23 protein-coding genes are annotated in these 25,483 nt (G+C 52.7%); 11 read left to right on the top strand and 12 right to left on the bottom strand.

Features of this window, described 5'->3' with window-relative positions; genetic code table 11:
* Positions 1-156: 156 nt before the first annotated feature.
* Positions 157-2,124, top strand: a complete 1,968-nt coding sequence (locus ACO0LN_RS18950) for a DUF6585 family protein (protein ID WP_422976400.1) — start codon at positions 157-159, stop codon at positions 2,122-2,124.
* Between the two features lie 19 nt (positions 2,125-2,143).
* Here the strand turns inward: ACO0LN_RS18950 and ACO0LN_RS18945 are convergent, their stop codons facing one another.
* The gene (locus ACO0LN_RS18945; RefSeq protein ID WP_422976398.1) at positions 2,144-2,980 is read right to left on the bottom strand and encodes a hypothetical protein; all 837 of its coding nucleotides are present in this window, start codon (positions 2,978-2,980) and stop codon (positions 2,144-2,146) included.
* 241 nt (positions 2,981-3,221) lie between these two features.
* Positions 3,222-3,812, bottom strand: a complete 591-nt coding sequence (locus ACO0LN_RS18940; protein WP_422976396.1) for a hypothetical protein — start codon at positions 3,810-3,812, stop codon at positions 3,222-3,224.
* Between the two features lie 151 nt (positions 3,813-3,963).
* Here ACO0LN_RS18940 and ACO0LN_RS18935 point away from each other — a divergent pair, with 151 nt between their 5' ends.
* On the top strand, positions 3,964-4,692 hold the full coding sequence (locus tag ACO0LN_RS18935; protein WP_162039680.1) for a metallophosphoesterase family protein: 729 nt from the start codon (positions 3,964-3,966) through the stop codon (positions 4,690-4,692).
* Between the two features lie 55 nt (positions 4,693-4,747).
* Here the strand turns inward: ACO0LN_RS18935 and ACO0LN_RS18930 are convergent, their stop codons facing one another.
* Positions 4,748-5,677 carry a DMT family transporter gene (locus ACO0LN_RS18930; RefSeq protein WP_422976393.1) on the bottom strand — a complete coding sequence of 310 codons (930 nt, stop codon included), beginning with the start codon at positions 5,675-5,677 and terminating at the stop codon, positions 4,748-4,750.
* 96 nt (positions 5,678-5,773) lie between these two features.
* Here ACO0LN_RS18930 and ACO0LN_RS18925 point away from each other — a divergent pair, with 96 nt between their 5' ends.
* Positions 5,774-6,640: a LysR family transcriptional regulator gene (locus ACO0LN_RS18925; protein WP_422976391.1), complete on the top strand. Its 867-nt coding sequence runs from the start codon at positions 5,774-5,776 to the stop codon at positions 6,638-6,640.
* 6 nt (positions 6,641-6,646) lie between these two features.
* On the opposite strand, the gene ACO0LN_RS18920 is transcribed toward ACO0LN_RS18925, so the two are convergent.
* Positions 6,647-7,036: a nuclear transport factor 2 family protein gene (locus ACO0LN_RS18920; RefSeq protein ID WP_422976389.1), complete on the bottom strand. Its 390-nt coding sequence runs from the start codon at positions 7,034-7,036 to the stop codon at positions 6,647-6,649.
* A gap of 83 nt (positions 7,037-7,119) precedes the next feature.
* The gene (locus ACO0LN_RS18915; protein ID WP_422976387.1) at positions 7,120-7,983 is read right to left on the bottom strand and encodes an MBL fold metallo-hydrolase; all 864 of its coding nucleotides are present in this window, start codon (positions 7,981-7,983) and stop codon (positions 7,120-7,122) included.
* A 134-nt stretch (positions 7,984-8,117) separates the two neighbouring features.
* Between ACO0LN_RS18915 and ACO0LN_RS18910 the strand changes: the two genes are divergently transcribed.
* Complete coding sequence (locus ACO0LN_RS18910; RefSeq protein WP_422976385.1) at positions 8,118-9,008, top strand: LysR family transcriptional regulator; 891 nt, start codon at positions 8,118-8,120, stop codon at positions 9,006-9,008.
* Positions 9,009-9,054: 46 nt separating this feature from the next.
* Here ACO0LN_RS18910 and ACO0LN_RS18905 read toward each other — a convergent pair whose 3' ends face one another.
* The 3 genes from ACO0LN_RS18905 to ACO0LN_RS18895 all read right to left on the bottom strand — a co-directional run bounded on the left by ACO0LN_RS18905 (position 9,055) and on the right by ACO0LN_RS18895 (position 11,066).
* A complete protein-coding gene (locus ACO0LN_RS18905; protein WP_422976383.1) occupies positions 9,055-9,759 on the bottom strand; it encodes a glutamine amidotransferase in 705 nt (234 codons plus the stop codon).
* 332 nt (positions 9,760-10,091) lie between these two features.
* Positions 10,092-10,304, bottom strand: a complete 213-nt coding sequence (locus ACO0LN_RS18900; protein ID WP_422976381.1) for a tautomerase family protein — start codon at positions 10,302-10,304, stop codon at positions 10,092-10,094.
* 21 nt (positions 10,305-10,325) lie between these two features.
* Entirely contained in the window at positions 10,326-11,066 is a 741-nt protein-coding gene (locus tag ACO0LN_RS18895) for an SDR family oxidoreductase (RefSeq protein ID WP_422976379.1), read from the bottom strand.
* A 121-nt stretch (positions 11,067-11,187) separates the two neighbouring features.
* Between ACO0LN_RS18895 and ACO0LN_RS18890 the strand changes: the two genes are divergently transcribed.
* Positions 11,188-12,120, top strand: coding sequence for a LysR family transcriptional regulator (locus ACO0LN_RS18890; protein ID WP_422976377.1), 933 nt, complete (start codon positions 11,188-11,190; stop codon positions 12,118-12,120).
* Between the two features lie 232 nt (positions 12,121-12,352).
* Here ACO0LN_RS18890 and ACO0LN_RS18885 read toward each other — a convergent pair whose 3' ends face one another.
* Positions 12,353-12,706, bottom strand: coding sequence for a DUF1428 domain-containing protein (locus ACO0LN_RS18885; protein ID WP_422952232.1), 354 nt, complete (start codon positions 12,704-12,706; stop codon positions 12,353-12,355).
* A gap of 498 nt (positions 12,707-13,204) precedes the next feature.
* On the opposite strand from ACO0LN_RS18885, the gene ACO0LN_RS18880 reads away from it, so the two are divergent.
* From ACO0LN_RS18880 to ACO0LN_RS18865, 4 genes are all read left to right on the top strand, one after another.
* Entirely contained in the window at positions 13,205-13,969 is a 765-nt protein-coding gene (locus tag ACO0LN_RS18880; protein ID WP_422976375.1) for a creatininase family protein, read from the top strand.
* Between the two features lie 238 nt (positions 13,970-14,207).
* Positions 14,208-14,678 carry a cache domain-containing protein gene (locus tag ACO0LN_RS18875; RefSeq protein WP_422976373.1) on the top strand — a complete coding sequence of 157 codons (471 nt, stop codon included), beginning with the start codon at positions 14,208-14,210 and terminating at the stop codon, positions 14,676-14,678.
* Positions 14,679-14,932: 254 nt separating this feature from the next.
* Positions 14,933-15,682 carry a tetratricopeptide repeat protein gene (locus ACO0LN_RS18870; RefSeq protein ID WP_422976371.1) on the top strand — a complete coding sequence of 250 codons (750 nt, stop codon included), beginning with the start codon at positions 14,933-14,935 and terminating at the stop codon, positions 15,680-15,682.
* Between the two features lie 274 nt (positions 15,683-15,956).
* Positions 15,957-16,502: an REP-associated tyrosine transposase gene (locus ACO0LN_RS18865; protein ID WP_422976369.1), complete on the top strand. Its 546-nt coding sequence runs from the start codon at positions 15,957-15,959 to the stop codon at positions 16,500-16,502.
* Positions 16,503-16,597: 95 nt separating this feature from the next.
* On the opposite strand, the gene ACO0LN_RS18860 is transcribed toward ACO0LN_RS18865, so the two are convergent.
* The 3 genes from ACO0LN_RS18860 to ACO0LN_RS18850 form a co-directional block, all read right to left on the bottom strand.
* Positions 16,598-18,541, bottom strand: a complete 1,944-nt coding sequence (locus ACO0LN_RS18860) for a reverse transcriptase family protein (protein WP_422976367.1) — start codon at positions 18,539-18,541, stop codon at positions 16,598-16,600.
* A gap of 386 nt (positions 18,542-18,927) precedes the next feature.
* The gene (locus ACO0LN_RS18855; RefSeq protein WP_422976365.1) at positions 18,928-20,583 is read right to left on the bottom strand and encodes an SWIM zinc finger family protein; all 1,656 of its coding nucleotides are present in this window, start codon (positions 20,581-20,583) and stop codon (positions 18,928-18,930) included.
* Positions 20,580-23,897, bottom strand: coding sequence for a hypothetical protein (locus ACO0LN_RS18850; protein WP_422976363.1), 3,318 nt, complete (start codon positions 23,895-23,897; stop codon positions 20,580-20,582). Before ACO0LN_RS18850 ends, ACO0LN_RS18855 begins: the two co-directional genes overlap by 4 nt.
* A gap of 217 nt (positions 23,898-24,114) precedes the next feature.
* Here ACO0LN_RS18850 and ACO0LN_RS18845 point away from each other — a divergent pair, with 217 nt between their 5' ends.
* Together ACO0LN_RS18845 and ACO0LN_RS18840 are read left to right on the top strand one after the other, a co-directional pair.
* Complete coding sequence (locus ACO0LN_RS18845; RefSeq protein WP_162039663.1) at positions 24,115-24,312, top strand: hypothetical protein; 198 nt, start codon at positions 24,115-24,117, stop codon at positions 24,310-24,312.
* A 14-nt stretch (positions 24,313-24,326) separates the two neighbouring features.
* A complete protein-coding gene (locus ACO0LN_RS18840; protein ID WP_422976361.1) occupies positions 24,327-25,433 on the top strand; it encodes a patatin-like phospholipase family protein in 1,107 nt (368 codons plus the stop codon).
* Positions 25,434-25,483 lie beyond the last annotated feature (50 nt).

The raw sequence follows: 25,483 nt of genomic DNA, 5'->3' as shown, positions 1-25,483 counted from the left end.
AAAAAGAACAATTCCAGAGCTGCTTCTGACAAAGCTGCCGCTGGGACGCCTGGCAAGTGTGGCCGCTCAATGGCATACTGATGCCTGACCAGCTTTTACAGCAGTACCTGCACCTGTCCTTATCTGCCATTGTCTGCCCTTTTTCAGGAAATCCCCTTGCGACCTGCCGTTCTTCCAATTTTTCGTTTACTGCCCATCTGCTTATTTGTTTTATTTTGTTTATACGGTGCCAATGCACAGGCCAGTGTCGTCAACTCAAATTATGAAATCGACTGGGTAGCAAATACCAGCGCACGCGGGAATGATGGCGAAGTCTTGTATCTGGGCAGGCGCTTGCGCACTGACGTGTTTTTACTCCCATATAACATTACAGATGAAGGATTTGTCATGGGCGTCAAGGGCAGTCCGACTGACTATTACCCCTTGTCGCCAGAGCGTATCAAAGAGCTGCAGCAAAACGGCATGCTGCCCACACCCTTGCCTGGCTACCGCATCAGGTTGATCGATTACCTCATCGGCAATGCCTTGTGGATGCCATTTCTTATCCTGCTTTTGTATTTGCTGTTGCGCATGACTCAAGTTGTACATGCACGCAAGCAAAAATTTGCCGACGAGTTTTCATCTGCGGCGTTGGGCAAGCTGGTCGCCAGCTACCAGAAAAACTGGTCGCTGCAGAAATTGCATTACTTGCTCCTGATTTTCTCTTATTTGCCACTCGCCATGGGTTGGACCATTGCGTCCTGGCCGGTTTTTTTGCTCGGCATTCTCCTTCTCACACCTGCGCTGCTCTTGATTGTCAGTCAGTTCAACTACCAAGTACATGTTTATGAAAAAGGCCTGACCGTACAGGGCCCTCTGGAGGCCGGATTGATCAGCTTCTCGACGGAGCTCAGCATTTATGAGAATCACGCACGTAACAGCACCAGCATGGCGGCGCTTTTTTCCGGGCGACTCAATGATTGCCTGATTTTAAAAAACCGTAGCTCCCGCAGCACTGAACTGATCATCCCCAGCAATATCGCTAATATGGGTGAACTGCTGACCCGCCTGCGTCAATTGCAGGAAAAAATCCTTTTTCCACATTTATTGGAAAAATATGAACAAGGCGCAAGCCTGGATTTTTCTGCCTTAAAAGTACGCAAGACCCAGCTCATGACTGCGAACAAGGTGATCAATGCAAACGATATCGGCAGCATAGAGGTGAAGCATGTTCTGTACAGCACAACGTTGATCATCCGTGACAGGACAATGAAAAGAAGCTTGTTAAGCCTGAACTTGTCCGCACTGGCAAATTTTTGCGCTCTGATCCCTCTGCTGAACATGTATTTCAATCCAACGACCAGGCGGCCATTTCCGCAAGCAGCATCCCCTGTGCAAGCTGACCAGATGCAAACCCACAGCGCTGCCACCACGACGGATGCCGTAGCAGATTCCCTGCTGGCAGCCATCAGCGAGCGCCGGAAAACCGAGCCCTTGATCGGTGCCAGACTGGGTGGTAGAGAAATTCTCAAGCGCCTGATGGAAGCCATGAAAAATGACAAGGGCGTGCACATAGAATCGCTGTTGAGCATGCTGGGTGCGCTGGCTGGTTTTTCCTGCCAGATGAGCGCACGGGCTCAAATGCATGGCACGCCATCTGGAAATGCGGAAATCACCAAGGTGGAATGCGAAGATGGCACAAGCTACTTCATGGGCGATGCCATCAACCGTCCATTGGCAGAAAGCCAGTATTCAGTCTGGTCAATGATATGCGGCGCAGCCGAAAGCAATGGCGCAAAACCGCAAGACAGGCCCGACCTTCACGCACTGTTCAAGCATGTGAGCAACACCTTGGGCAGTGCAGAATTTGGCAAGCCACGCTTGCCCAGTGGCTTTCCGGCGTCAGATACACCGCTCAATTACCTCAAGAATTTTTGGCCTGCCTTGCAATCCACGATAGAAAGATTTTGCGCCAGTCCTGATGAATGGCCCATCGCCTATGCCTTTGCCATACAGGATGTCATAGACCAGGTTAGCACCACCACGCCAGCGTATGTCGCTGTTGCCATCGCCATGGAAAGTGCGGTACCCATGTCCAAAATCAATCCAGCTTTGATCGGTATCCGGGTTCCGCAAAAAACATGATTGCGGCTTGCGCCAGGCTTCACATATAAATCGCCTGCCAGCCAGTTGCCGGCATGATGAGGTTACCCTTTTCTTTGGCGACATCCTTGGCTGCAAAGCGGGCGCAATGGACTTTGTTTTTGAGAGGGTCGGTCGCATCACTGTTGGCGGGCAGTTGCTGTTCTTCATTGCCTTTGACCAGCACGGTCTGGTTTTGTCCGGCATAGCAAATGCCTATGCTATTGACCGACGGCATGAACACGCGAAAATACCAGGGTACCAGTTCCTTGATGGCCATTTGGGCAGCCTCTATGCTTTCACTGATGTCGGCATATTTGAAGACATCTTGCGGTAGTTTAGGCAGCAGCAGGATGTTGACTTCCATCGAGCCCTTTTTCTGGTTGGTGACAAACTCTGCACCATCGGCATAGGCGGCCTGATCCAGTGGCACGTTGACGAAACCGGTTGCTGAAATTTCCAGTTGCTGACGGGTGTTCTTGCCGTCGAGGTAGATGCTCAGGTTGGGTACCGGTGCGTGGGTTTTTGCCGAGGTGATGCGTATCTGTATCTGCACCTTGTCTTTGCTTGCCGCCCGTACTTTGGACATCAGCTCATACGCCACCTTATACGGCATGATGGCGGGGTCCCTGACGGCTTTGACTTCTACACTTTGCAATTCTTCTGCTGCAGTTTCAGCCGCGCTTGCCGATGAGCTTGCCGATGTACTTGCTGGGGTACTTACAGGTGCGTTTGCCGGTGTACTGGCAGGTGCGCTGGCCTGCGTTTGTGCCTGGCTAGTATGTGCGGACATCATGAGCAGCGTGAGCATCAGCGTGGCGACATGTCTGGCGGGAGTGAAAACAGAAACTGAGGGCATGTAACATTTCCTTGAATGATTATTCTGCCGGGGCTGGATAATACATAGCCGACCGGCAGCCTGTGCCTGCATCCCATACAGCCAAAAATTGGGGAGAAACCGGCACAACAATTTTCAAAGTGTCCTCACTTTTGATACATGGTGCTATATTTTTGGACAAAGTACTGCATTTTCATCCTCAAGGCACCATCTGGCAGAACTAATTTGCAAATTTATTACTCATTATCAATTTATGTCCGGCTCACTTCACCTCAATCGCCTCTACCCTGATTAACTCGCAGGCACCTGCGCCAGTGTCATCGCGGGTCAGGGATGAACGCCAGCGCCAGCCATCGGCAGCTTTTGCCTCAACCAGTTGGCCACGTATCTTGACAACCTGGCCAACGCGCACGTCTTTCATGATTTTTTCCAGTGCGGGCGTGGTGGGTATCAAATGCATGTTCGCGCTATGGGTGGCGATTTCTGCCGGTGGCCTTGGTGGCTCTTTTTCCCAGCGATAGAAATAAAAACGGTTGCTCTGCCCTATCGACAACTGATCAAGCACTGCCGTATCTGACATCGAACCCCAGCCCAGCGCCAGATCTACCGGGGCCAGCTCGGCCTCGCGGTCAGATGAATAAGTCTGCTTCGACAAGACACGCGCTTCTACCGTAAAGTCTGCCAGCGCTGTCAGCTTGTAATTATTTTGATCGTAAATCTTGCCAGAACCTGAAGTCTGCACAGGCTCATTCGGCGCGATACTGCCTGGTGGCACTGGCAAAGGACGGTTACGCCAGTGTTGTACGGCAAAGAACAGGATGATTGCAGCGATGATCCATTTCCATGGTGACATAATTGATTTACTAAATAAGATGTGAAGAATGTGAAATTTCGAAATATATTTGTTACCTGTATCTTATTTGAATTTGTTTCTCAGGTATATTCTTTGCATCTGAACTCTTGCGGCGCTGTCTTTGGTGCGCCACTATTTTAAATGCAATGTTATGCAAGCTATTTATTTTTGCGGTGACACCCACGGCAATTTCCAGCATGTGATTGATGCAGTGCTGGATAAGCGCCCTGCCGCCATCATCTTCCTCGGAGATTTGCAAGCCCGCCAGCCGCTGGAAATGGAGCTTGAGGCTATCGTTGATCTGACTGAAGTCTGGTATATCCACGGCAACCATGACACGGATACCGATGCCGACTACGACCACCTGTTTGGCTCAGCCCTGGCTGGCCGCAACCTGCATGGGCGCATAGTGGATGTTGCCGGTTACCGCATCGCCGGTCTGGGTGGTGTGTTCAGGGGTCATATCTGGATGCCGCCGGGGCCAAAGAAATTCCAGACGCAAAGAGAATATACGCAGAAGGCAGGTAAAGAAAACCGCTGGCGTGATGGCTTGCCGCGCAAGCATTACAGTTCCATCTTCCCTACCGACTACAACTACCTCGCCAGCCAGCGTGCCGACATTCTGGTCACGCATGAAGCCCCCAGTGCCCACCCGCACGGCTTTGCCACCATCGATGAACTGGCCCGCAGCATGCGCGTGAGCCGCAGCTTCCACGGTCATCATCACGACCGCATCGACTACAGCGAACATCAGGAACGCCTGGGTTTCAAAGCACAGGGAGTGGGTTTGTGTGGAGTATCAGATATAGACGGTAACGTCATTGTCGCGGGCAAGCATGATCATGAAGTGCCCTGGGCGACATTGCATAGACGTAGATAAGCAGACCTAAGTAAATAGACGTAGATAAGCAGGTGAATTGAACAAACCCTGAGTGTCACAAAGCTGCCAGCCTCTGCCTGACTGCATACCACGACCAGTTCAAGTTAACACCCAGACTGGCCAGCACGATCAATATCAGACCTGTCATTTGCAGCAGACTGATGTGTTGCCCATACACAAGATAATCCACACCTAGCGCCGTCGCCGGATAGATGAAGGTCAGCACTGCAATTGCCGTCGTAGGCATTTTAGGCAATGCACCGTAGATCAAGACATAGGCCAGCGCGGTAGGCATCAGGCCCAGCCCTAGCAGCCATGCCCATTGCTGCATCCTGATGCCATCAACCGGGATAGTGACCAAACCGGCCAGCAAGACCATGCCCACCAGGCAGTGTATCAGTGCAATCAGATGTGCTGGCATATTGCGCATGGCGCGGGTGGTCAGGGTCACACCGGCGTAGGCGCAGGCACCTGTCAGTGTCAGCAGCAAACCCAGCAGATATTGTTCACTCATTTGCCCACCCAGCTGCACACCTCCAATCTGCAAGCCGCAGGCCAGCACCAGTCCGGCAAAGCCCAGGCATATCCATGCCAGTTTATTGGCGGCGATTTTTTCGCGGAACAGCACTGCTCCCAACAGCAGGACGATAAACGGCTGCACATGAAAAACAATCGTGGTGACCGAGATACCTATGCGCTGTATCGCTGCAAAAAAAGTCACCCAGTTCACCACCATGAGCACACCACCAAATACTGCCAGCCCCAGGTTCTTGCGTGAGAAATTGGCAGCGACAAACATGCCTTTGTAAGCGCAATAAAGCGCCAGCGCGATGGCGGCAAACAGGCAGCGGAAAAATACCGTCGTCACCGCATCCAGACCAGCTTCATGAATAAAGATACCCAGCGTTGCCAGCATCAGCATGGCGGCGATGTAAGCCAATGTGGCATTGCGATTGTAAGGAATGACGGCTGATGGCCCAGACATGTTTTGCTCTCTGATTGATTATTGCGCTATCATGAATTTTATCCATGCATCAGACAAGCTGATTAAATTGAAGTCATACTTTCGAATAACTGAATCATGAATTTATCTGAACTCAACCTCAGCCAGTTGCGCACCTTTGTGCTGGCCGCAGAACGCCTGAGCTTTGTCAGCGCGGCAGAAGCCGTGCACAGGTCACAGGCCGCAGTCAGCATGCAGATCAGCAAGCTTGAGACCAGTCTGGGCCAACCCCTGTTTGAGCGGCATACCCGGCGCATCGCCCTGACGCTCGCAGGTGAAACCCTATTGCCCTATGCTCGCCAGTTATTGCAGACTGAGCAGGCGGCACTGAATGCATTACGTACGCAACAAGTGGTGGGCAAGGTGGTGCTGGGTTCACCGGATGATTATGTGTCCTCGCTACTGCCCGCCGTGCTGGAACGGTTTTCAAAAAGATTTACTGGCGTGGAAATAGAACTGGTGTGCCTGCAAAGCCTGTTGCTCAGACCCCTGCTGAAGAAAGGTGCCATCGACCTGGCCTTCGTCACCCGCGATGAAGGTCTCGACGGTGCCTTCATACGTCGTGAACCCATGGTCTGGGTAGGCGCAGAAAAACATGCCGTGTGGAAGAAAAGCCCGCTACCAGTCGCCCTGTACGACAAAGGATGCGTCGCCCGCGCCCATACCCTGGCAGCGCTGGAAAAAAGTAATCTGCCGTATTACTCCACCTACAGCAGCCCCAGTCTGCTGGGTATCTTGGCGATGGTAGAAGCAGGCCTGGCTATCGCCGCACTGGCCGAATGCAGCGCACCTGCACATCTGGTGCGGCTGGGGAAAGCGGAAGGATTGAAACCAATAGCGCCGCTGGACATTGTGTTGATCAAGGGCCGCAAAAATAATTCGCCTGCGGCGGAGTGTCTGGCGAATGGGATTATGCAGGGGTTGAGTGAACGGCGTGGGGTGTAGCGCGAGCTAGGCCATTGCAACAATAACGCTGTGGCTATCCACAAACTGTTCAAAGCGGATGATCTTTTCATCCTTTAATTGCCATAGATGGGCGACTCTGGCTGTGAAAGATTTTTGGCTCGCCTTATGCGTACCGCTATAAGTGCCATAAGCTACGACCTTGTCGCTGCTGGCGACGTAATCTTCTACGGTGAATTTGTAGTCCAGCCATTCTGTGGCGAGACGGTAGAAGACATTCTTTTGTATGTCGGCGAAGCCAATATAAGTTCCGGCATAGGGAAACCCTTTCGCCTCGGTCCAAATGGCGTCTGTCGCCAGATAGCGCTGGAGGTTCTTGCCGTTTTCTTCCGAGGTCTTACCTTCGTATGTACTCTTGATGATATCGAGGTTGCTCATATTTTTTGCGCTTCGCAGGTAGCAACATGGCGAACAATGTTCGCCATGTTTGGTAACGTTCTAGTGAATTAACTGAACCAGACTCACCACTTCATCTCACCCTTATTTACCTTGGCACCAATATCCAGAGACAAACCTGGTGGCGCATCAGGATAGGCTTTTTTCATGGCATCAATCAGCTCGGCACCTGTTTTGGTCGCCGCTGCATTCTTCTCAAACGACAGCAGATAGGCCTTGGTATAAGTGATGGCGCTGATGTCCACGGCGGTGCCAGATTTCATGTGGCCAGGCACGACAATTTTTGGTTGCAAGGCAGCCATTTCATCCAGTTGTGCGACCCAGGCGCTGCGTTCTGCCACAGTCTGGGTGTCTGCTGTCCATACATGCAGGTTACCAAATACACCGATGTTACCAACGATGGCTTTGATGGAAGGGATCCAGAAGTAAGGGCGGTGTGCCAGCAAACCCTGGTTGCCACGCAATTCGACCACTTGGCCATCGACGGTCAGGCTATTGCCGCTCAAGGCTTTTGGCAGGACTGGTGTGCGCGGTGCATTCGCGCCCATCTTTGGGCCCCAGAAAGCGACCTTACCTGCAACTTTGGCTGTCAGCTTTTCCAGCACGGCGGGTGTAGCGACAACGTCGGCTTGCGGGAAGATTTCTTTCAGTGTTTCTACGCCAAAGTAATAATCAGGATCAGCCTGGCTGACGAGTATGGTTTTAAGTTGCTTGCCGCTATCAAGCACATTGGCAGCAATGCGCAAGGCATCTGCACGGGTGAAACCGGCATCGATGACCATGGCTTCTTTTTCGCCATAGACCAGGGTGGAGTTGACATTAAAGCTATTGCCGTCAGCGTTATATACTTTGACTTGCAAGGGTGTTGCTGCCTCGGCAGAGGCAAAAGTGACAGCGAGGGTGGTGGCTAAGATGGTCGTGCGCAGCATGATGGGCTCCAGATTTTAAGGGGTTTTGAATCTGTACTGATTCAGTGCTTGCAGTTTAATTTCATTTTTTAGGCAGATAAACCAGCTAAAATGCACATACCTGTTTCAATATTCGAGCATATGGCAAATAGATCATGGACAGACTGACAGCAATGCGGGTGTTTTGTGAGGTGGCGACCAGTGGCAGCTTCAGCGCCACGGCAGACAAGCTGGACATGTCGCGTGCCATGGTGACGCGCTATGTGAGTGAGCTGGAACGCTGGCTGAATGCCCGCCTGCTGCAGAGAACCACGCGCAGCGTGACCCTGACGGATGCGGGTGAGCAATGCCTGCGCCGCAGCCAGCAAATGCTGGCGCTGATGGAAAATATAGAAGAAGAAACCCGCAGCGATGATGCAGAATTGCGCGGGCAATTGCGGCTGACTTGCAGTACCTCGTTTGCCTTTGGTCATCTGGCGCGTGTCATCAGCAAGTTCCTCGCGCAACATCCCTTGCTGAAAATAGACCTGCATGTCGGTGATGGCACCGTCAACCTGGTTGAGGCGCGCATAGACCTGGCGATACGTATCAGCAGCGAGCCTGATCCTTTGTTGATAGCGCGGCCACTTGCGATTTGTGACTCTGTGCTGGTTGCCGCGCCTTCTTATGTGCAGCAGGCGGGTTTGCCACAACACCCGCAGGACTTACCTGCCCATCGCTGTTTAAGCCATGCCAATTATGGCCGCAACACCTGGCGCTTTGTGCGTGGGGATGAGCATGTGCAAACCGATATCGCCAGCCACTTCAGCGCCAATGATGCAACGGTATTGTTGCAGGCGGTGCTGGCTGGTGCAGGTATTACCCTGTTGCCGACTTACCTGATGGGTGATCATCTGGACAAGGGTGATTTGCAAATCATCTTGCCGGGGTGGACGGCACCGCCCATGACTATCTATGCCCTCTTCCCTTCACGTCGCCACTTGTCGCCTGCGGTGCGGGCCTTGCTGGATTTTTTGGTGGAAGAATTTGCCAGCCAGCCCTGGTGAGTAAATACCGACAGGCCCTGGTTCCATGCCGTCTTTGAAATCAGCATTACGCTCCGCATATTCTCAGCCATTCGGTAAAGAACAAACGCGCCTGATGTGCGAGGTCCAGCGCATGCGCAGCGGCCTGCTGGCGCATCTGTGTTACCGATAAATTTTCATGTGCCATTTCATAGGCATTCCCGACATACCAGGCCTCCAGTCCTGCTGCCGTCACCTCTGGATGACACTGGAATGCCAGACCATGCTTGCCCCAGCCATAAGCCTGGTTATGGCAAGCCTCGCTCGATGCCAGCAATTGCGCACCCTGCGGCAAATCGAAGGTATCGCCATGCCAGTGGAACATATTGCAATGCCTTGCATCAAAATGCCGCACTGGCGTGTCCTTGCCCTCGTTTGTCATCTTCAGCGGAAACCAGCCTATCTCTTTGGCAGCCGCCGGATAAACGCTGGCCCCCAGCGCCCGCGCCATGATTTGCGCGCCCAGGCAAATACCCAGCGTGGGCAAATCTGCATGCAGGCGCTGCTGCAAGAAATATACCTCTTGCAACAAGAAAGGATAATTGTCATCTTCGTAGGCCCCGATAGGGCCGCCCAGCACGATGCACACATCGGCCGCCAGCGGGTCTAGTGCAGCCCAGCCCTGGGTACAGGCGTTAACTTCCTGAATGTTGAAATCCTGCTCTTTCAGCAGGGCAAGAAAACTGCCTGCATCTTCAAAAGCAACGTGGTGGATGATCAGGGCGGTTTTCATCGGGGCTCCTCAATATGGCTTTGCTTGCATGGTCCAGAGTGTGTTGCAACTTGCACTGTGGACATTAGCACGGACAAGTCAACGCGAGTCCAATAAACAATATAGTCTTGAATTTGCTAAATTCAAAACGCGCCGTGCCATATTGATGAGGCTGATGAGTGGGAATTTGTAGGTTGGGCCGGGCCTCGCTAGCATTGTAGGTTGGGCCGGGCCTCGCTAGGCTACGGTTTACCAGCCCAACACTGGGCGTTTAAATGACGTATACGTTGATTCGGGCCTAGTGTTGGGCTGGTAAACCGTAGCCCAACCTACGCTGTTAACCCGACCCAGGTTTACCTTACCTTCATCCCCATCTTCTCCAGCGTCAGGGTCTCATCCGCCCTGCCCCAACCACCATCGGTCACTTCTTCGACAAGCACCATGGTGTAAGGCCGTACGCCTTCACCGAAATATTCGACAAACATGGCGGTGGTGCGGTGGATGATTTCTTCTTTGCGGGCAGCATCGATGATGCCTTCAGGGAATTTGAAATTGGCAAATGGCATGATTATTTCCTTTAAAATAAATTAGGCGAAACCGCCGTTGACACGTAATACTTGTGAATTGACCCACACACCATCAGGGCCAGCCAGGAAGGCAACCGCTGATGCAATTTCTGTTGGCGTGCCTATGCGTTCCATGGGATTCATCCTGGCGATGTTGCTGACCTGCTCTTCCGTTTTGCCTTGAAAGAACATCTCAGTGCCTACCGGCCCTGGGGCAATGGCATTGACGGTGATATCGCGTCCACGCAATTCATTGGCCAGCACATGCACCAAACCTTCTACTCCTGCCTTGCTGGCGATATAGGGGCCATAGGCAGGAAAGGATTTGGCGATCACGCTGGTCGATAGTGCGATGATGCGCCCGCCCTTTTCTACATGCTGCGCCGCCTGTGCCAGTACCAGGAACGTGCCGCGCAGATTGATGGCGATGAGCTTGTCAAAGGCATCAACATTGCTGGTGTTGATGGTGGTCATCGTCATGCTGCCAGCACTGTTGACGACCACATCTATGCGGCCAAACACTTCTTTGGCGGTGGCAAACAATTGCGCCACATCTTCAGGCTTGCTGACATCGCCCTGCACGGCGATAGCCTTGCCCCCTGCCGCCTGTATGGCGCTGACAGTTTCCTGCGCCTTGCTCACATTACCTGCGTAATTGACGACGACAGCAAAACCATCTGCCGCCAGGCGCAGGGAGATGGCCTGTCCTATGCCGCGTGAACCACCGGTGACGATGGCGGTTTTTGTTATTTCATTGTTCATGTTTTTTCCTTAATCCAGATTGCACAGACTGATGCGTCTGTCTGGATCACACTTTAAGCATTCAACCCAGCAAGATAAATACTGATAAACTCAGAACACAATTCAACATAGCTCAACAATCATGGACAAACTGGACACCCTGCAACTGTTTACCCGCATCGTTGAAACCGGCAGCTTCAGCCGGGCGGCGGATATGCTGGACATCCCCAGAGCCAGTGCCACCCATGCCATCAAGCAGCTGGAAACACGTCTGGGCACCCGTCTGCTCGAGCGCACCACGCGCCAGGTGCGCTCCACGCTGGACGGCCAGGCTTTTTATGAGCGTTGCGTGCATATCATCAGTGAACTTGATGATGCCGAGGCATCAATGCGGCATGTGGCCGCCAATCCGCGTGGGGTCTTGCGGGTCGATATGCATGGCACGCATGCGACGCAAGTGGTGCTGCCACGGATACACGAGTTTCGTGACCGTTATCCCGGCATAAACCTGGTGGTCAGCAGTGGTGACCGCCTGGTTGATCTGGTGCGCGAAGGTGTTGATTGCGTGATACGCGGCGGCAACCCGCGAGATTCAACTCTGGTAGCACGCCGCCTGGCACTGATGCCGCAAGTACTATGCGCCAGCCCTGCCTATCTGACCAGATTTGGCACACCACATCACCCGGATGATTTGATGTTGCACCAGGCCGTCAGGTTCTTTTCCAGCACGACCGCGATAGACTATCCCATCGTGCTCAATATCGACGGCCAGGTGAAGGAATTTGACGTCGGCGGCTGGATGACAGTCAATGATGCCGAGAACTACGTGACCTGCGCCCTTGCTGGCTGCGGCCTGATACAACTGCCGCGCTTCCACATCGCCGACGCCTTGCGCGATGGCCGCCTGGTAGAAGTGCTGGCAGACTGGCAAAGCCCGCCCTTGCCGGTTACGGCGCTTTACCCCTACCGCCGCCAGCTATCGCCACGCGTGCGGGTGTTTGTGGATTGGCTGGTGGGTTTGTATGAGCAGAAGTTTGGGGTCTTGCCTGTGACAATGAAGGGAGAAATAAGCTGATGAAAATTTGTTTACCAGTCCTATGGGGCAGGCCTGCAGATGTTGATTACGGTACAGAGCAATTAACACTATCAGAAATGCAGATATGTAGGTTGGGCTACGGGTTATCAGCCCAACACTGGGCCTTCAAATGACGTATAAGATGGCCGAGGCCGAGTGTTGGGCTGATGAAGCGTAGCCCAACCTAAGCCCCTACGCCCGACAATTTTCTCATCCGGCACCCGTCAACAAATCACAACTCCACCATCACCTCAAAGCCACCATAAATCATGCGCTTGCCGTCGCAGGGCATGGGGTTGGCTTCCTGGCTCAGGCGTGGGTCCTGCATGGCTTTTTCCCATCCGGTATTGCGCGCTTCTTTTGATGGCCAGGTCATCCAGGAAAAGACCACGGTTTCATCTTCCTTGCATTGCACGGCCAGGGGGAAAGAAGTCAGCTTGCCGGGTGGCACATCATCACCCCAGCATTCGACGATACTGAGTACGCCATATTCCTTGAACACCGGCGAGGTTTTTTCCGAATACAGGCGATAGGCTTCCCGGTTGGCATTGGGCACTGCGAGTACAAATCCGTCAACGTAGCTCATGCTGAAACTCCTGGTCTGGCAAAGATAAATGAAGGATGAAGCTGATGGATTTTTGAACTATCCAAAGCATCAAAAAAAGCAACCGTATTTGTCGCTGTGCTTGAATTCTAGTGCAAAGATTTGGCCTGATGTTAAGTATTTTTTGCCACCATGCAGTGCGCATGCCCTGTTTGATTTTCCTTGAACATGCCTCAATTTCATCCACGATTAGTTCTGGATATAAATCGATTTAATCCAGGATTGATTTTGAATGTACATCAATTTAATCCAGTTCTAGCCCGGCTGATTCCTGATTCCCCTAACCTGATTCCTGATTCCTGATTCCTGATTCCCTCTCCCCTTCATTCATCGCAATCCATGCGATGACGTGTGAGATAAAAAAATTTGGCGATTTTCAAAATTTGCGGCAAGATGATGGCTGCGAATTTTGTCGTCCGTACCTAACCCACCGCGGGCGAATCAGCACTACACAGCCCACCCCGATTTGAAAGTAACCCCATGCGTCTCGCCTACTCCACTTGGCCCGAAATCACGGCTTTTTTGAACACGTCCAAAACCGTCATTATCCCCATAGGCTCGAATGAGCAACACGGCCCCATGGGTTTGCTGGGGACTGACTGGATGTGTCCAGAGATCATCGCCACTGCCACCGAAAAAATCGCCCAGCAAAACGGCCAGGCCATGATGCTGGCACCCACCTTCAACATCGGCATGGCGCAGCATCACCTGGGCTTTGCCGGGACGATTTCGCTGCGCCCTTCAACCTTCATGGCGGCGATTGAAGACTGGGTCTTGTCGCTGGCGCGCCATGGCTTTGACCACATTTATTTTTTGAACGGCCACGGTGGCAATATCGCCACCATCGAGGCGGCTTTCTCGCAAATTTATTCGCATTATTCGTACAACAACAAGGCTTGCCCGCTGGCGCTGAGGCTGAAAAACTGGTGGGACTTGCCCGGCGTTGCAAGCTTGTGCCATGGGATGTTCCCGGTAGGCCATGGCTCGCATGCGACACCGTCAGAAATCGCGGTCACCTATGCGGCTTACCCTGACCAGGTGCGCCAGGTAGAGCTGACACCAAAAATCCCGCCGACAGGCCCCATCCTTGATGCACTCGATTACCGCGCCCGTTTCCCGGATGGCCGCATCGGTGCCGACTCCAGCCTGGCGACGATAGAATTGGGACAGCAGATCATCGATACTGCGGTAGCTGGCTTGTTGAGTGATATCAAGCTGTTTAGTGCTGAACAAAAGCCTGCTTGATTGCCACTCATAGCCATTTATGACCACCGATAGGCGTCACATTGATTCACAAAGCTGCTGAAAAAATCATCAACATTTCCACATGGAAATCTGGTATTGTTTTCTTGTAGCCCGATGCTGAAAGAAAAAGTGTGGTCTTTGTATTGCCAAACCAGCCTGCAAAGCCTACTCTGGATTCGCCGTTGTTCGTTACGGTCAGGCATTTGGCCACGCCATAAAAACACATACCGGAGACATCATGAGACAATTTTTCAAAAGCATCCTCGTCGCTTTATCCCTGTCATTGCTTGCCCAGAGTAGCGCATTTGCCGCCGAACACGCGACGGCACAAGATGCAATCGACATGATCAAAAAGGTCGTTACCTACTACAAAGCGAATGGTCCTGAAAAAACCTATGCCGCGGTGAATGACCCCAAGGGGCAGTTCATTTACAAGGATTTGTATGTCTTTGCCGGTACGGTCAAACCTGGTGGTGTCACCCTCGCCCATGGCGGCAACCCCAAATTGCTAGGCAAACCCCTGGGTGAATTGCGTGATGGCGATGGTGTTTTCTTCGTCAAGAAAATCAATGAAGTGGCAGCCAGCAAAGAGGGCAAAGGCTGGGTAGATTACAAATGGCCTAATCCTGTGACCAAGGCGCTGGAGCAAAAAAGTACTTATGTAGAACGGGTAGATGAGATTTATTTTGCTTGCGGCATCTATAAATAAATCTGACCCAGGCTGACCTGTATTTTTTGGCACTTCATATGCTGACTGGCCGTGATCGTTTGAACACGTCTAGCAGCAATCAAGCTCCCCTCTTTCGTCTGATGGTAAAATGATAGCTAGCAGCCTTGCTATGCTATTTTTTAGACTGTTTTAGACTATTTTCATCCCCCTGTTGCATCCTGATCTACACATATCAGCTGGATACTTCCAGATGTACGGGATGCATTTGCCCTCTATTTTTACCACTTATTTTTATGCCATATATCGGAGCAGGTTTTCATTTTCTCATCGCCATATTTTTTGCGGTGCACGCCATGCGCAACAAACGCGAGATGTACTGGCTGATGATTTTATTCATGTTTCCCTTGCTGGGTAGCGCGGTGTATTTCTTTGCAGTATTCTTGCCGGAATCACGCCTGGAGCGCGGCATGCGCAAGACCGTGATTGCCGCCGCCAAAAGCCTTAACCCTGGCCGTGAACTGCGCGAAGCACAGCAGGCCTTTGATCTGGTACCAACAGCACAAAACCAGATGCGTCTGGCAAATGCCTATCTGGATGCCGGTGATACTGCCAAGGCAGTGCAACAATATGATATCTGCCTGCAAGGGCCTTTTGCCAGCGACGCCGTCATCCGCATGCATGCCGCCGAAGCAAAGATCTTGCATGGTCAGGCTGAAGAGGCCATCACTTTGCTTCAGGCAGTAAGCAAAGACCAACCTAATCACAGGCCAGAACAGCAAGCCTTGTTACTTGGCAGAGCCTATGTAGCAGCCAGCCGCCAGCAAGAGGCAGGTACCACCTTTGCCGATGCAGTAGCCCGTTTTGGCAGCATGGAGACGCGCGTTGAATATGCCCTCTGGGCCTTGCAGGCAGGTGAGCAAAGTATCGCCGATGCGCAATACGCAGAAATCCAGCAAAACATGCGGCACTGGAATAGCGATACCAAAGCCATGAACCGTGATCTGGTCAAGCGCCTCAATAGTGCTTTTGCTGGCCGCAAATGATAGGTCTATGTTGGGTGCGCCGTGCGCACCATCGTTGAAAAATACGATTGCTGTTATTCAAAAAAATGGTGCGCATGGCACACCCTACTGGATATTATTAAATTACGCTCACACTCAATGAAAAGCAATCAATACGTTAGCGTAAAATATTCGCGATATGTGTAATTTCGTAGGGTGCGCCGTGCGCACCACTCTTAAAAATACGATTGCTGTTATTCAAAGACGATGCGCACGGCGCACCCTACAAGATAGCGAACTCTAAGCGTATATTTTTATGCCCAACTATCGACGGTCGCGAATTAAAGGCGCAAGTTATTTTTTTACTTTAACCAGCCTCCACCGAAGACCAATATTGACCAAGCCTGCGATACGGCTATCATTACGCGCAGCGATACAACAAACCCGCATTTCACATCCTTTCGAGATTGATGCCTGGGTATTACTACCCGATCATTTGCATTGCATCTGGACTTTACCTGAAGACGATGCAGATTTCTCCATGCGCTGGTCTATGATCAAACGACTGGTAACGCAAGCGTGCGCTAAGAATTTCGGTGTAGAAGAATTATCTTCGTCCCGTACATCAAGAAGAGAATCCGGAGTATGGCAACGTCGTTTCTGGGAACATCAAATCCGGGATGACGAAGATTTCGCCAGACATGTTGATTACATTCACTGGAATCCAGTCAAGCATGATTTGGTTAAACGCGCAAGGGATTGGTCTTACTCCACATTTCATCGCTACGTCAAAGAAGGAATATTGTCACCAGAGTGGGGAATCAGCACATCAATGAATGGGTATCATGATTTTGGTGAATAAATCACCGATAGTAGGGGGCGCCGTGCGCACCATCGTTGAAAAATACGATTGCTGTTATTCAAAGACGGTGCGCACGGCGCACCCTACCAGGCTACTCAACTCAACAAAACCACACTCAAAGCCAGCATCACCATGACCCACACCAGGCTGCTGCGGCCAGTGATCAGGCTCAAGGAAACCAATGCGATGCCAAATGTCAGCGGATATAGGCTATGCAGGCTGGCTGAAAATATAGTGCACAAAAGAACCTGAAAGACGCGGCCCAGCGTGCCATAGAGGCGCTTGCTGAGTTTGTTTTTTTCTGCCGCGGTATATTGGTTTGCCGCGTTGGCTGCCTGATTGCCATTATTGTTTGCGCTATCAAACTGTCCGGCTTTGGGTGCTGCCGCAGCTTTCTTTTCTTCCTTCGCAGCTTGTTTTACAGCCTTCTTCTCTTCCGCCGCTTGCTGCGCAGTTTGCTCCAGCACGGGGGCAGCGGCTTCCTGCACCTGCCACCAGTCCTGGCCGTTTGCTCTTTGCGGTGTCTTGCCGCTGGCGACTTGCTGACGTAGCGTAGGCCTTGCCGGACGTACTGCTGACTGCGGGGTTGCTGACTGCTCTGCATATTGCGCTCGCAAAGCCTTAATGCGTTGCAGCCATGGTTTGCCTTTTACAGGATTGACCATGCAGACATAGCGGGCATAGCCTTCCAGTGCTGACAACACATCGGTATTGCCATTCCAGTGATAACCAGCCGGACCATTTTTTTCTACCAGGTGCAAGGTGGCGCGGAAGCGGTGCAGGGTTTCGGCATCGATAGTCGGGCTGTGGTTGACGACGATGCCAGTGACCTCCTGCTTCTGACTATGACGCATGATGTGCTGCTTGTCGGGATGCAGGGTAAAACCCTCATCAGCGATAATCTGCTTGACGCGCCACAGGAGTTTGCCGACCGGTGGGCGTTCTTTTTGCTTGCTGGAAAACGTCAGGTCATCGGCATAACGGGTATATACAAAACCCAGCTTGGTTGCCGCAGCATGCAGGCGTTTATCCAAGGTATGGCACAAGATATTCGTGATCATCGGGCTGGATGGCGCACCTTGTGGCAGGCTGCGTTTTTTGCCAGCGACAAAATATGTTTGCGTATCAACACGCACTTCTTCTGTTGCCTGTTCAGTACACAGCAGGCCCAGCAGGGTAGCAATCTGGTCGCCATACCCCAGGGATTTGAACACGCCTTTGACGCGTGGATATTCTATGCTGGGGAAGAAGTCTTTCAAATCAAGGTTGATGACTACGGCCTGCCCCACGTGCGGCAAGGCATTGCTGAGTATGGAATGTTGCGGCAAAAAACCATGGGCAGCAGGATGGCAAGGTACTTTGGCGAGGATGTGATCGAGCACCCAGTACTGGCAACGCTTGAGGCGCGGCATGGGGGCAGAAATAAAACGCTGGCCACCAGTCTTTTTGGGAATGGCGAAACGCTGGTAGTGACTGACCTGACTGACCTTGCGCTGGAAACTCATGAAGCGCAATTCGGCCAGTGGTATGCCTATCGCCGTTGCCAGGTCCAGGGATTTTTGCAGCGCTGGCAATTGATAACGCGCCAGTTTGTCGGTATTGGTGCTGGTGTAATTCAAGCCAGTGGAAACACCCTCGCCCAGATAGCCTATGTCGTTCTGGCGTTTTTCTTGCCAGGCTACTGCCTTCGCATGCCGTAGTTGCGCATGCTTTTGTTTGGTCAGCTCACGCTTTTCTTTTGCTGCCGCCATGCGTTGCTTGCGCATGTCACGCAGGGCTGCCTTAGGGTCTTGCACGCGGCGTAACTGGGCCGTCAAGTCATTTAATTCTTTACTGAGTGCAGCTTCGCGTGTGATGAGTTCGTCAGTCACCGATGGCTTGCCACTATCGGCAGGCCAGAAGCCGAGACGGCGCATCTCTTGCAAGACCACGGCATCTTTGGTGGTCGTGCGCAGGTGGGCATACAATTCATCGCGTGTCATCTGTGACAGGGGCTTGTCAGATGCGTTTTGTACAGATGCTTGCTGTTGTTGTGTCATGACGCTGGTCTCTGTTTTCTTTTGGCGCGCTGGTATCAACAAATATCAAAGAGCAACAAAAGAATTCACGTTTTCCAAATAAATCAAAAACGGTGAGCCAGACAAAAGAAGGGAAAGCGGCAGGAAGCTCATCGAAGAGCCTTCAGACTGAGAGGCTCCACTCGACGCCGGAAGGACATACCGGCGTGATGGGGTTCACGGAATCCACATCGTCATCACGCCGGTATGTCCTTCCGGCACAGTGAAGAGAAACTCAGTGATGCATAGCTAAGCAAAAAACATGGATGGCGATACACCATCCGGATTGCAAGAGCCTTCCTGCCTGCACTTATTCTAATGTCCTGCTCACCTCCTGTAAATAACTACGATGTAAAAACTTGTAATGCTCACTTCGAATTCGCGACCTGCCTGATCGCCAGCATGTGTTCACAAGGCCCACGGAACATGCGGTTGCGCACGTAGTAATCGCAACTGCAATTGCCTTCGACCAGCCTGTCATCATTGTCCAGCCTGATCATGGTCTTGCTGAGTTTCTTGGTGTTCGTGATACTCGCGCTGACGCTGGCTTTCCATTCGATACCACCACCAGCCAGGTTTGCTGACTGCAAATCGAGCAAAAGGTTTTTGTGCACGAGCTGGGCTGCCAGGGCTTCACGTTCACTGGCAAAGCGCAGGCTGGCGACGTTGATGGGTTCGCGCACCAGGTCGCGCCAGCGGGCTACCTGATCCACCGCGTCATACACCACGCGGCCTGCCTGCATGAGACCGGTCAGGGCAGATGCCACGAGTTTGCTGTCGAGTTGCAATTGCTGCGCCAGGCTGGCAGTGCTGGCTGACCATTGCGAAGACAAGGCATGTGCCACGGCTTGTGCCGTCGTGTCATCGACATCCAGACGCGGTGCCAGCAAATCAAATTGCCCGGCGCGTGACCAGTCATTGGCTGTCCAGCCAGATAAACCCAGGGTGTAATCCATGTCAGGCAGGTGCGCGATCCAGAAGCTGGGCAAACCTGTTCCCATAAGCATGACGCTGAACTTGTCGGTGACGGCGATCAGCCTCTCCAGCGTCAGCAAGCGACGACGGCCCCAGATCCTGACTTCTGCCGCCTCTTTGCCAGTGAAGACCGAGCGCTGACACACCAGCTTGATGCCCCAGGGTTCAAACAACATGGTGATGGGTTGGCCCGGCTCAAGGATGAAACGCATAGAGCGTGGCCCTACCCGCTCAGTCTTGCGGCGCAGGATGTGGCAGATGCTATGCACATCCATGGGGTGCAAATCGAGCTTGTGAGCAGGCATGGACATGGCGGTGCTGACTTGCAAAAAGCCGCGCATCCAGCTGTCTGGCAAATCGATCTTGGCTTCATGGTATTGCTCGTCATGACCGGTTTGCACCTGAAAACCATCGGCCTGGATTTCAAAACGGGTTTCTTTATAGGCGCGTATCTTTTGGAACTCTTCATACAACGCAGACGAATAATCAATATTCGTGGTGCCGCAGGCAAATTCGCCCAGATGTTTGAAGACATTGTGGCGGCAACTCAGGCTGGCATAAGTTGATTCATCACGGCTGAAGCATTCAAAGAACACCTTGTCGGGATGTACGGTGATGACAGGGTCAAGCACTATCCACATGTCGCGGTTTTCTTTGTACAGATAATCAAAGTATTCGCGCTGGGCCTTGTAGAAAGGCTGCATAAGGCTATATTTTTGATTCTGCACCTTGGTCAGTTCTGCACGCAGCGGCGTGATTTTTTCGCGCAACTCTTTTTCCTGTGCCATGAAATCTGCCAGCAGGCTGGCCTCATTCTCTGCCAGCCAGGCGAAGTAGGCTGTCCTGTCCTTGGGCTGGGTGCGCAGGTCGGATACCACCACATCATGCATGGCACTGATCGCTTCGCGGTAAGCCCGCGCCAGCGTGGGTTGCAGGGTGGCGGCAAAATATGTGGGCGTGCGCAAAGTATCGGGCGCGAACTGCATGCTAGTGGCATTGGCGCTGTCATTCACCTGGCTATTGCCAAAATAGCGGTATTCAAACTTCATACAGACTCCGCAGAAATGGTGGCTATATCTTGATGCAGGCGTGGAGCAACGAGCTGCATGGGCCAGTCGGCTGATTCAGCCAGTGCCGGATACGCGGCCTGCAATTGCGTCAGGCCCAGGATGTATTGCGCCTTGTCCTGTATCGCTACGGTCAATACCTGACGCGTGAAAATCTGTGCGACAAATTGCGCATGCGCCTCACACAGCAAACCCTGATCCTGCAGGAAACGTATCACGCGGTTCTTGACCGTGCGCGCCTTGTTCACATGTGACAGCACACTGAGAAAATAAGGGCGCAGTTGCTGAAGATGATGAAGTGCTGCCTGCATATCATCATATGCCTGCACACTTTGCTCGAGCCACTGGCTGACAAATAATTGCATGTTGGCCGATGGATGCTGTGCCAGGCTCAAGACATATTCGGCGGCGTCTTCCATACGGAAATGGCGGGTAATCAATTGCCTGCCCAGTCTTTGTATGACAGCTTGCTGATGGTCACACAAGGCCAGCAACTGGCCCAGCGACCATTCGTCAGCACTGATATTGCGGGCAAAATAGTCAGCCGCAAAAGAGCGGGTTTCTGGCCAGCGGGTATCAAGTATGCGCAGTGCATCGTTGAGGTTTTCGCGCACTTCAGGCACATGCTGGTTGAAGTAATGCTGGGCACGCAGCCGCACTTGCAAGACTGCGTGCCTGCCCAGCAAGGCCCATTGCAGGACGCAGAGGCTGGCAGCCAATGTGCCACTTGCCTGTATCAACAGCATGGCACCCAGTTCCTGCGCGCCCTTGCTGCGTGCCTGCAACAGACGCCATTGCATATCCACAGGTTGCGCCATTATTGCTGTTAGCAAAGGGCCGCTGCACCAGTTAATGATGTCGGCATGCACACTTTCTTCACCATCTGCATTATCACTGCGGAAGATGACGTCGATAAAGTGTGCCAGCAGCTTTTCAGCAAAAACGACATCAGTAGCGAGCTGGGTAATCACAGGCGTCATGGCAGCCCGCACACGCGCATCCAGCGCTGTTGCGAGGGTAGCGACAAGGTCGGGCTGCTGGCGCACTACGTCGGCGGGCAAGGCCGCAAACAAACGGCTGCCCAGGCTTTGCCTGCCGGGATCAGCATCCTGCAATAAATCACGTAGTGTCAGCGGCGAAACATGGGCGATGCCAGCCGGGTGGGCCAGCAAGATATCGGTCGCCAGCGCCTGTTGCCAGAAGTTCGTTGACTGCAGCAGATCACACCAGACGGCAATATCCTGGTCTGGCAATTGCGCGACTTGTTCTGCCAGCACATGCTGGATCAGCCATTGCAAGTCATCCCGCAAAGTGTCGATCTGGTTTGCCGCCATGGTAGTTTGCCTTGCCCAGATGGACAGGCGGCTCAAGATTAGCTGCCGTGTCGCACCAGTTGTAGCATGCGCCAGCAAACGGCAAGTTTCGCGCACGCTTTGCGACGGGCTGGTGATCATCGCCACGATCAGGCCAGCGTCTTGCGCATACAGCTCTGGCGTCTTGCGGATAAAACTCAGCGCAAATTCGGCAGCAGGCTGATAATCCGTTGCCAGCAAAATCATTAGCCAGTTAAGGTCTGGCGTTTGCTGTGCAAAGCGTTGCTTGACGATGGTAAAAGCAAATTCTTTGGTCGGCAGATAGGCGCTTTGCAGCAAGCCCTGCAACTGCTCCACACTCAATTGCTGGCAATATGCCTGATTATCCACCAGGGCACGGGCAGCAAATACATGCACGCCATGGCACTGGCTGTGTTGCATCAGATAGAGCAATTTTTCTGGTACGGCATCCCATAGTTTTGGGAAAGCTTCCTGCCGTTTCGTGCGCGGTGGATAATCGAGACTGTCTGTCGTCGCAGGTATCCACCATTTGAGTGCAGTACGGCTGGTTTTGACTTCGCTGTCATGCTGGTGCACGAGCTGGTTGAATACCATCCAGCTGGCATAGGGGGACAGGAAACGCAGTTCTGTCGTGTAAGAACGGCTCTGGTAATTCCAGTTAACCAGTCTTTGCATGTGTGCCTTGTGAGCATGTGCATCGTCACAGGCCAGCAATACTCCCGTTGCCATGCTGGTGAAATCCGCACTTTCAAGCTCACCCAGACGGCGCAGTGTGCGCCAGGTGCGGCGGCGCAGATAATCGCGGGTCAGGCTGGAATACGCGACCCGGGTTTGCGGCTTTTTGACTTCATCGGCATAGCTGACGTAACGCCTTTCCAGATACACGTAGCTGGTATTGGAACTCAGCAAAAACAAAGGCCAGACTTTTTCAAAGCGCTGGTGCAGGATGCCGAACAGTTCGGCATCGGCGCGGAATTCTGCAGTTTTGTACAAATGGCGGAAGGCGCGGAACACCAGCAGATTCACCGGCAGGTTGCGCAACTGCTGCAACAGCAAAGGCCGCGCAATTGAAGAGATCAGTGACGAGATATTGGCCTGGGCTATCATGTCCAGTTGCTCCAGCCAGTCATCATGACGCCATGCCCCCCATGACTTGGCAGACAGCAAGGCCAGCAGCACTTCATCCATGCCTTTTTGCAAGTCCCCTGCCTGCTGCGCCTTTTGCCAGGCCGCAAGCAGCTCTATTGGCCATTGCGTGATCATATCCTGGGCAAATTGCTGCGCTTCTTCTGGCGTCGCCAATGCCAGCCAGGCTTGCCGCGCCATGTGTTTGACATGTGCGTCTTTGGAACGCTGGCTCAGCTCATGCATGGCCTGTTTGGCGCCAGCATCACCGCAACGCCCTATGGCATAGGCAATGCAGTAATCAAGCATGGCATCAGCACTGCCCAGCAATTCGACCAGACGTGGCACGGCGGCAGACAGGCGGCGCTCGCCTATGCGCCAGACTGTGCGGGTACGCTCTGCCCTGGACATACCAGACCAGGCGCGTGGTGGCAGACGGTCAAGCAGGATTTTTTCCTGGCCCGATACCGAGGCTGGTTTACTGATTTTTTGCACCAGGGTTTGCGACGAGTGGCCCCATTGCATGGCATCAGCCTTGACCTGGTCCTGTGCTGCTGGAGTAGCTGGAATAGCTGGAGGTGCAGATGTATCTACGAAACCCTGTTCGCGCTTGCTGGCCAAGACCTGGGCATACAAAACTTCAGCCTGACTCAGTGTGACAGGGAAAGGCGTTCTGGTGCTTTCCTGCCATTCGGCATCGGGATGGCCTTCACGCACATTGACCAAATATAAGGGGGCAGCCCCTTCGTTCTGCGGTGCCAGTGACAACTCGATTTCGCAATGCCGCTCTGTGGGCTGCATGCGTACCAGCTTCACCAATTTAATCACGCCTTGCATAAGCATGCTCCGGAAAGTGTCGCAAGCCGGAACAGTAATGTCAGTATTCCGGCATCATAAAGCGAAGCATTATGACATCGATTATTTTGTCAGCAATACATACTTACGTTTAGCTACAAAGATGATTTCCTCGCTATTACACTGTGAAATATGCATACAAAATGCACATGTTAGAATGCCTCCATCAATATCACAATAACATTTCCCTGGGGAACTTATGCACTATCGTCTGATCAGCCGTAATGAACAAAATGAAGTCGTCAAATCTACAGAAGCGGGCGATGATTTCATGGCCGCCGTCAGCCAGGGCGCGCATCTGCGTCATGAACTCAATGCTGCATATCAAGTCGATCTGATCTCGGTCACCCATGATGGTGAAGAGCACAAGTTGGCACAACTTGGCGGTTTCGCCTGAAGCCGCAGACATCCATGGCCAACCAGGATACCGTATTGATTTTGCAGGGCGGCGGCGCCCTGGGTGCCTATCAGGCGGGTGTTTATCAGCAATTGCATGAGGCAGAAACCCCGCTGGACTGGATTATTGGCACCTCCATCGGTGCCATCAATAGTGCACTGATAGCAGGTAACCCGCCTGAAAAGCGTATCGCGCAGCTACGTGCCTTCTGGGATAGTCTGGCACCAGATGCAGTCAGCCGTGGCAGTTTCTGGCCGACCTTCTCACCATGGATGAATCTCACCAATAACTTCAATACACTCAATGCCATTACGCAGGGTGTCAATGGGTTTTTCAAACCGCGCTTTGGTGCAACATGGGATATCAATGCCAAGGTACCTATAGAAGAAGCCGGTTTTTACGACACATCCCCCCTCAAGGCCACGCTGGAAAAATATGTGGATTTTGATTACCTCAACGATGGCCCGATACGCGTCAGCATTTGCGCAGTGGATATCGACAGCGGCCAGGGCGTGGTGTTTGACAGCAAGCGTGGTCGTCTGGGGCCTGAACACATCATGGCCAGCGGCGCCCTGCCACCCGGTTTTGCGCCAGTCAAGATAGGCGATCGTGCCTATTGGGACGGCGGTGTGTATTCCAATACACCGCTTGATGTCTTTCTGGATGAAGAAAGAAAAGCAGATGCGCTGTGCTTCATGATTGATCTGTGGGACCCGTCAGAGACCCGTCCAGAATCTATCTCTGCTGCCATGACGCGCTATAAAAGCATACAGTACGCCAGCCGTTCGGCAGAGCAGTTGCTGATCTACCAGCGCATGCAAGACATGCAACGCGCAATACGTACGCTGACCGAACACCTGCCCGCAGCAGTACGAAAGAAAGAAGAGTTGAAGCCGTTGATGGAGATGGGTTGCGACCATACCATCAATGTCGTCCACCTCATCATGAAGGCGCTGCCGGACGATAATTATTTCAAGGATGTGGATTTCAGCATGGCGACCATGGAAGCCCGCTGGGCTGCCGGCATCCACGACTGCAAACGCGCCTTGCGCCACAAGTCATGGCAAAAACCCTTGCCACCGCATGCGGGGCTGGTGATTCATGAATTGCCGCAGGAGTGAGCTGCATGATAGCTGCGGGATGATGGGCAGGGTGCGCTGTGCGCACCTTT

Source organism: Undibacterium sp. TC9W (assembly GCF_049339865.1).
In the GTDB taxonomy this organism is placed as follows: domain Bacteria; phylum Pseudomonadota; class Gammaproteobacteria; order Burkholderiales; family Burkholderiaceae_D; genus Undibacterium.
Note: the sequence above shows the minus strand (reverse complement) of the source record. Positions and strands in the feature narration are given on the sequence as shown.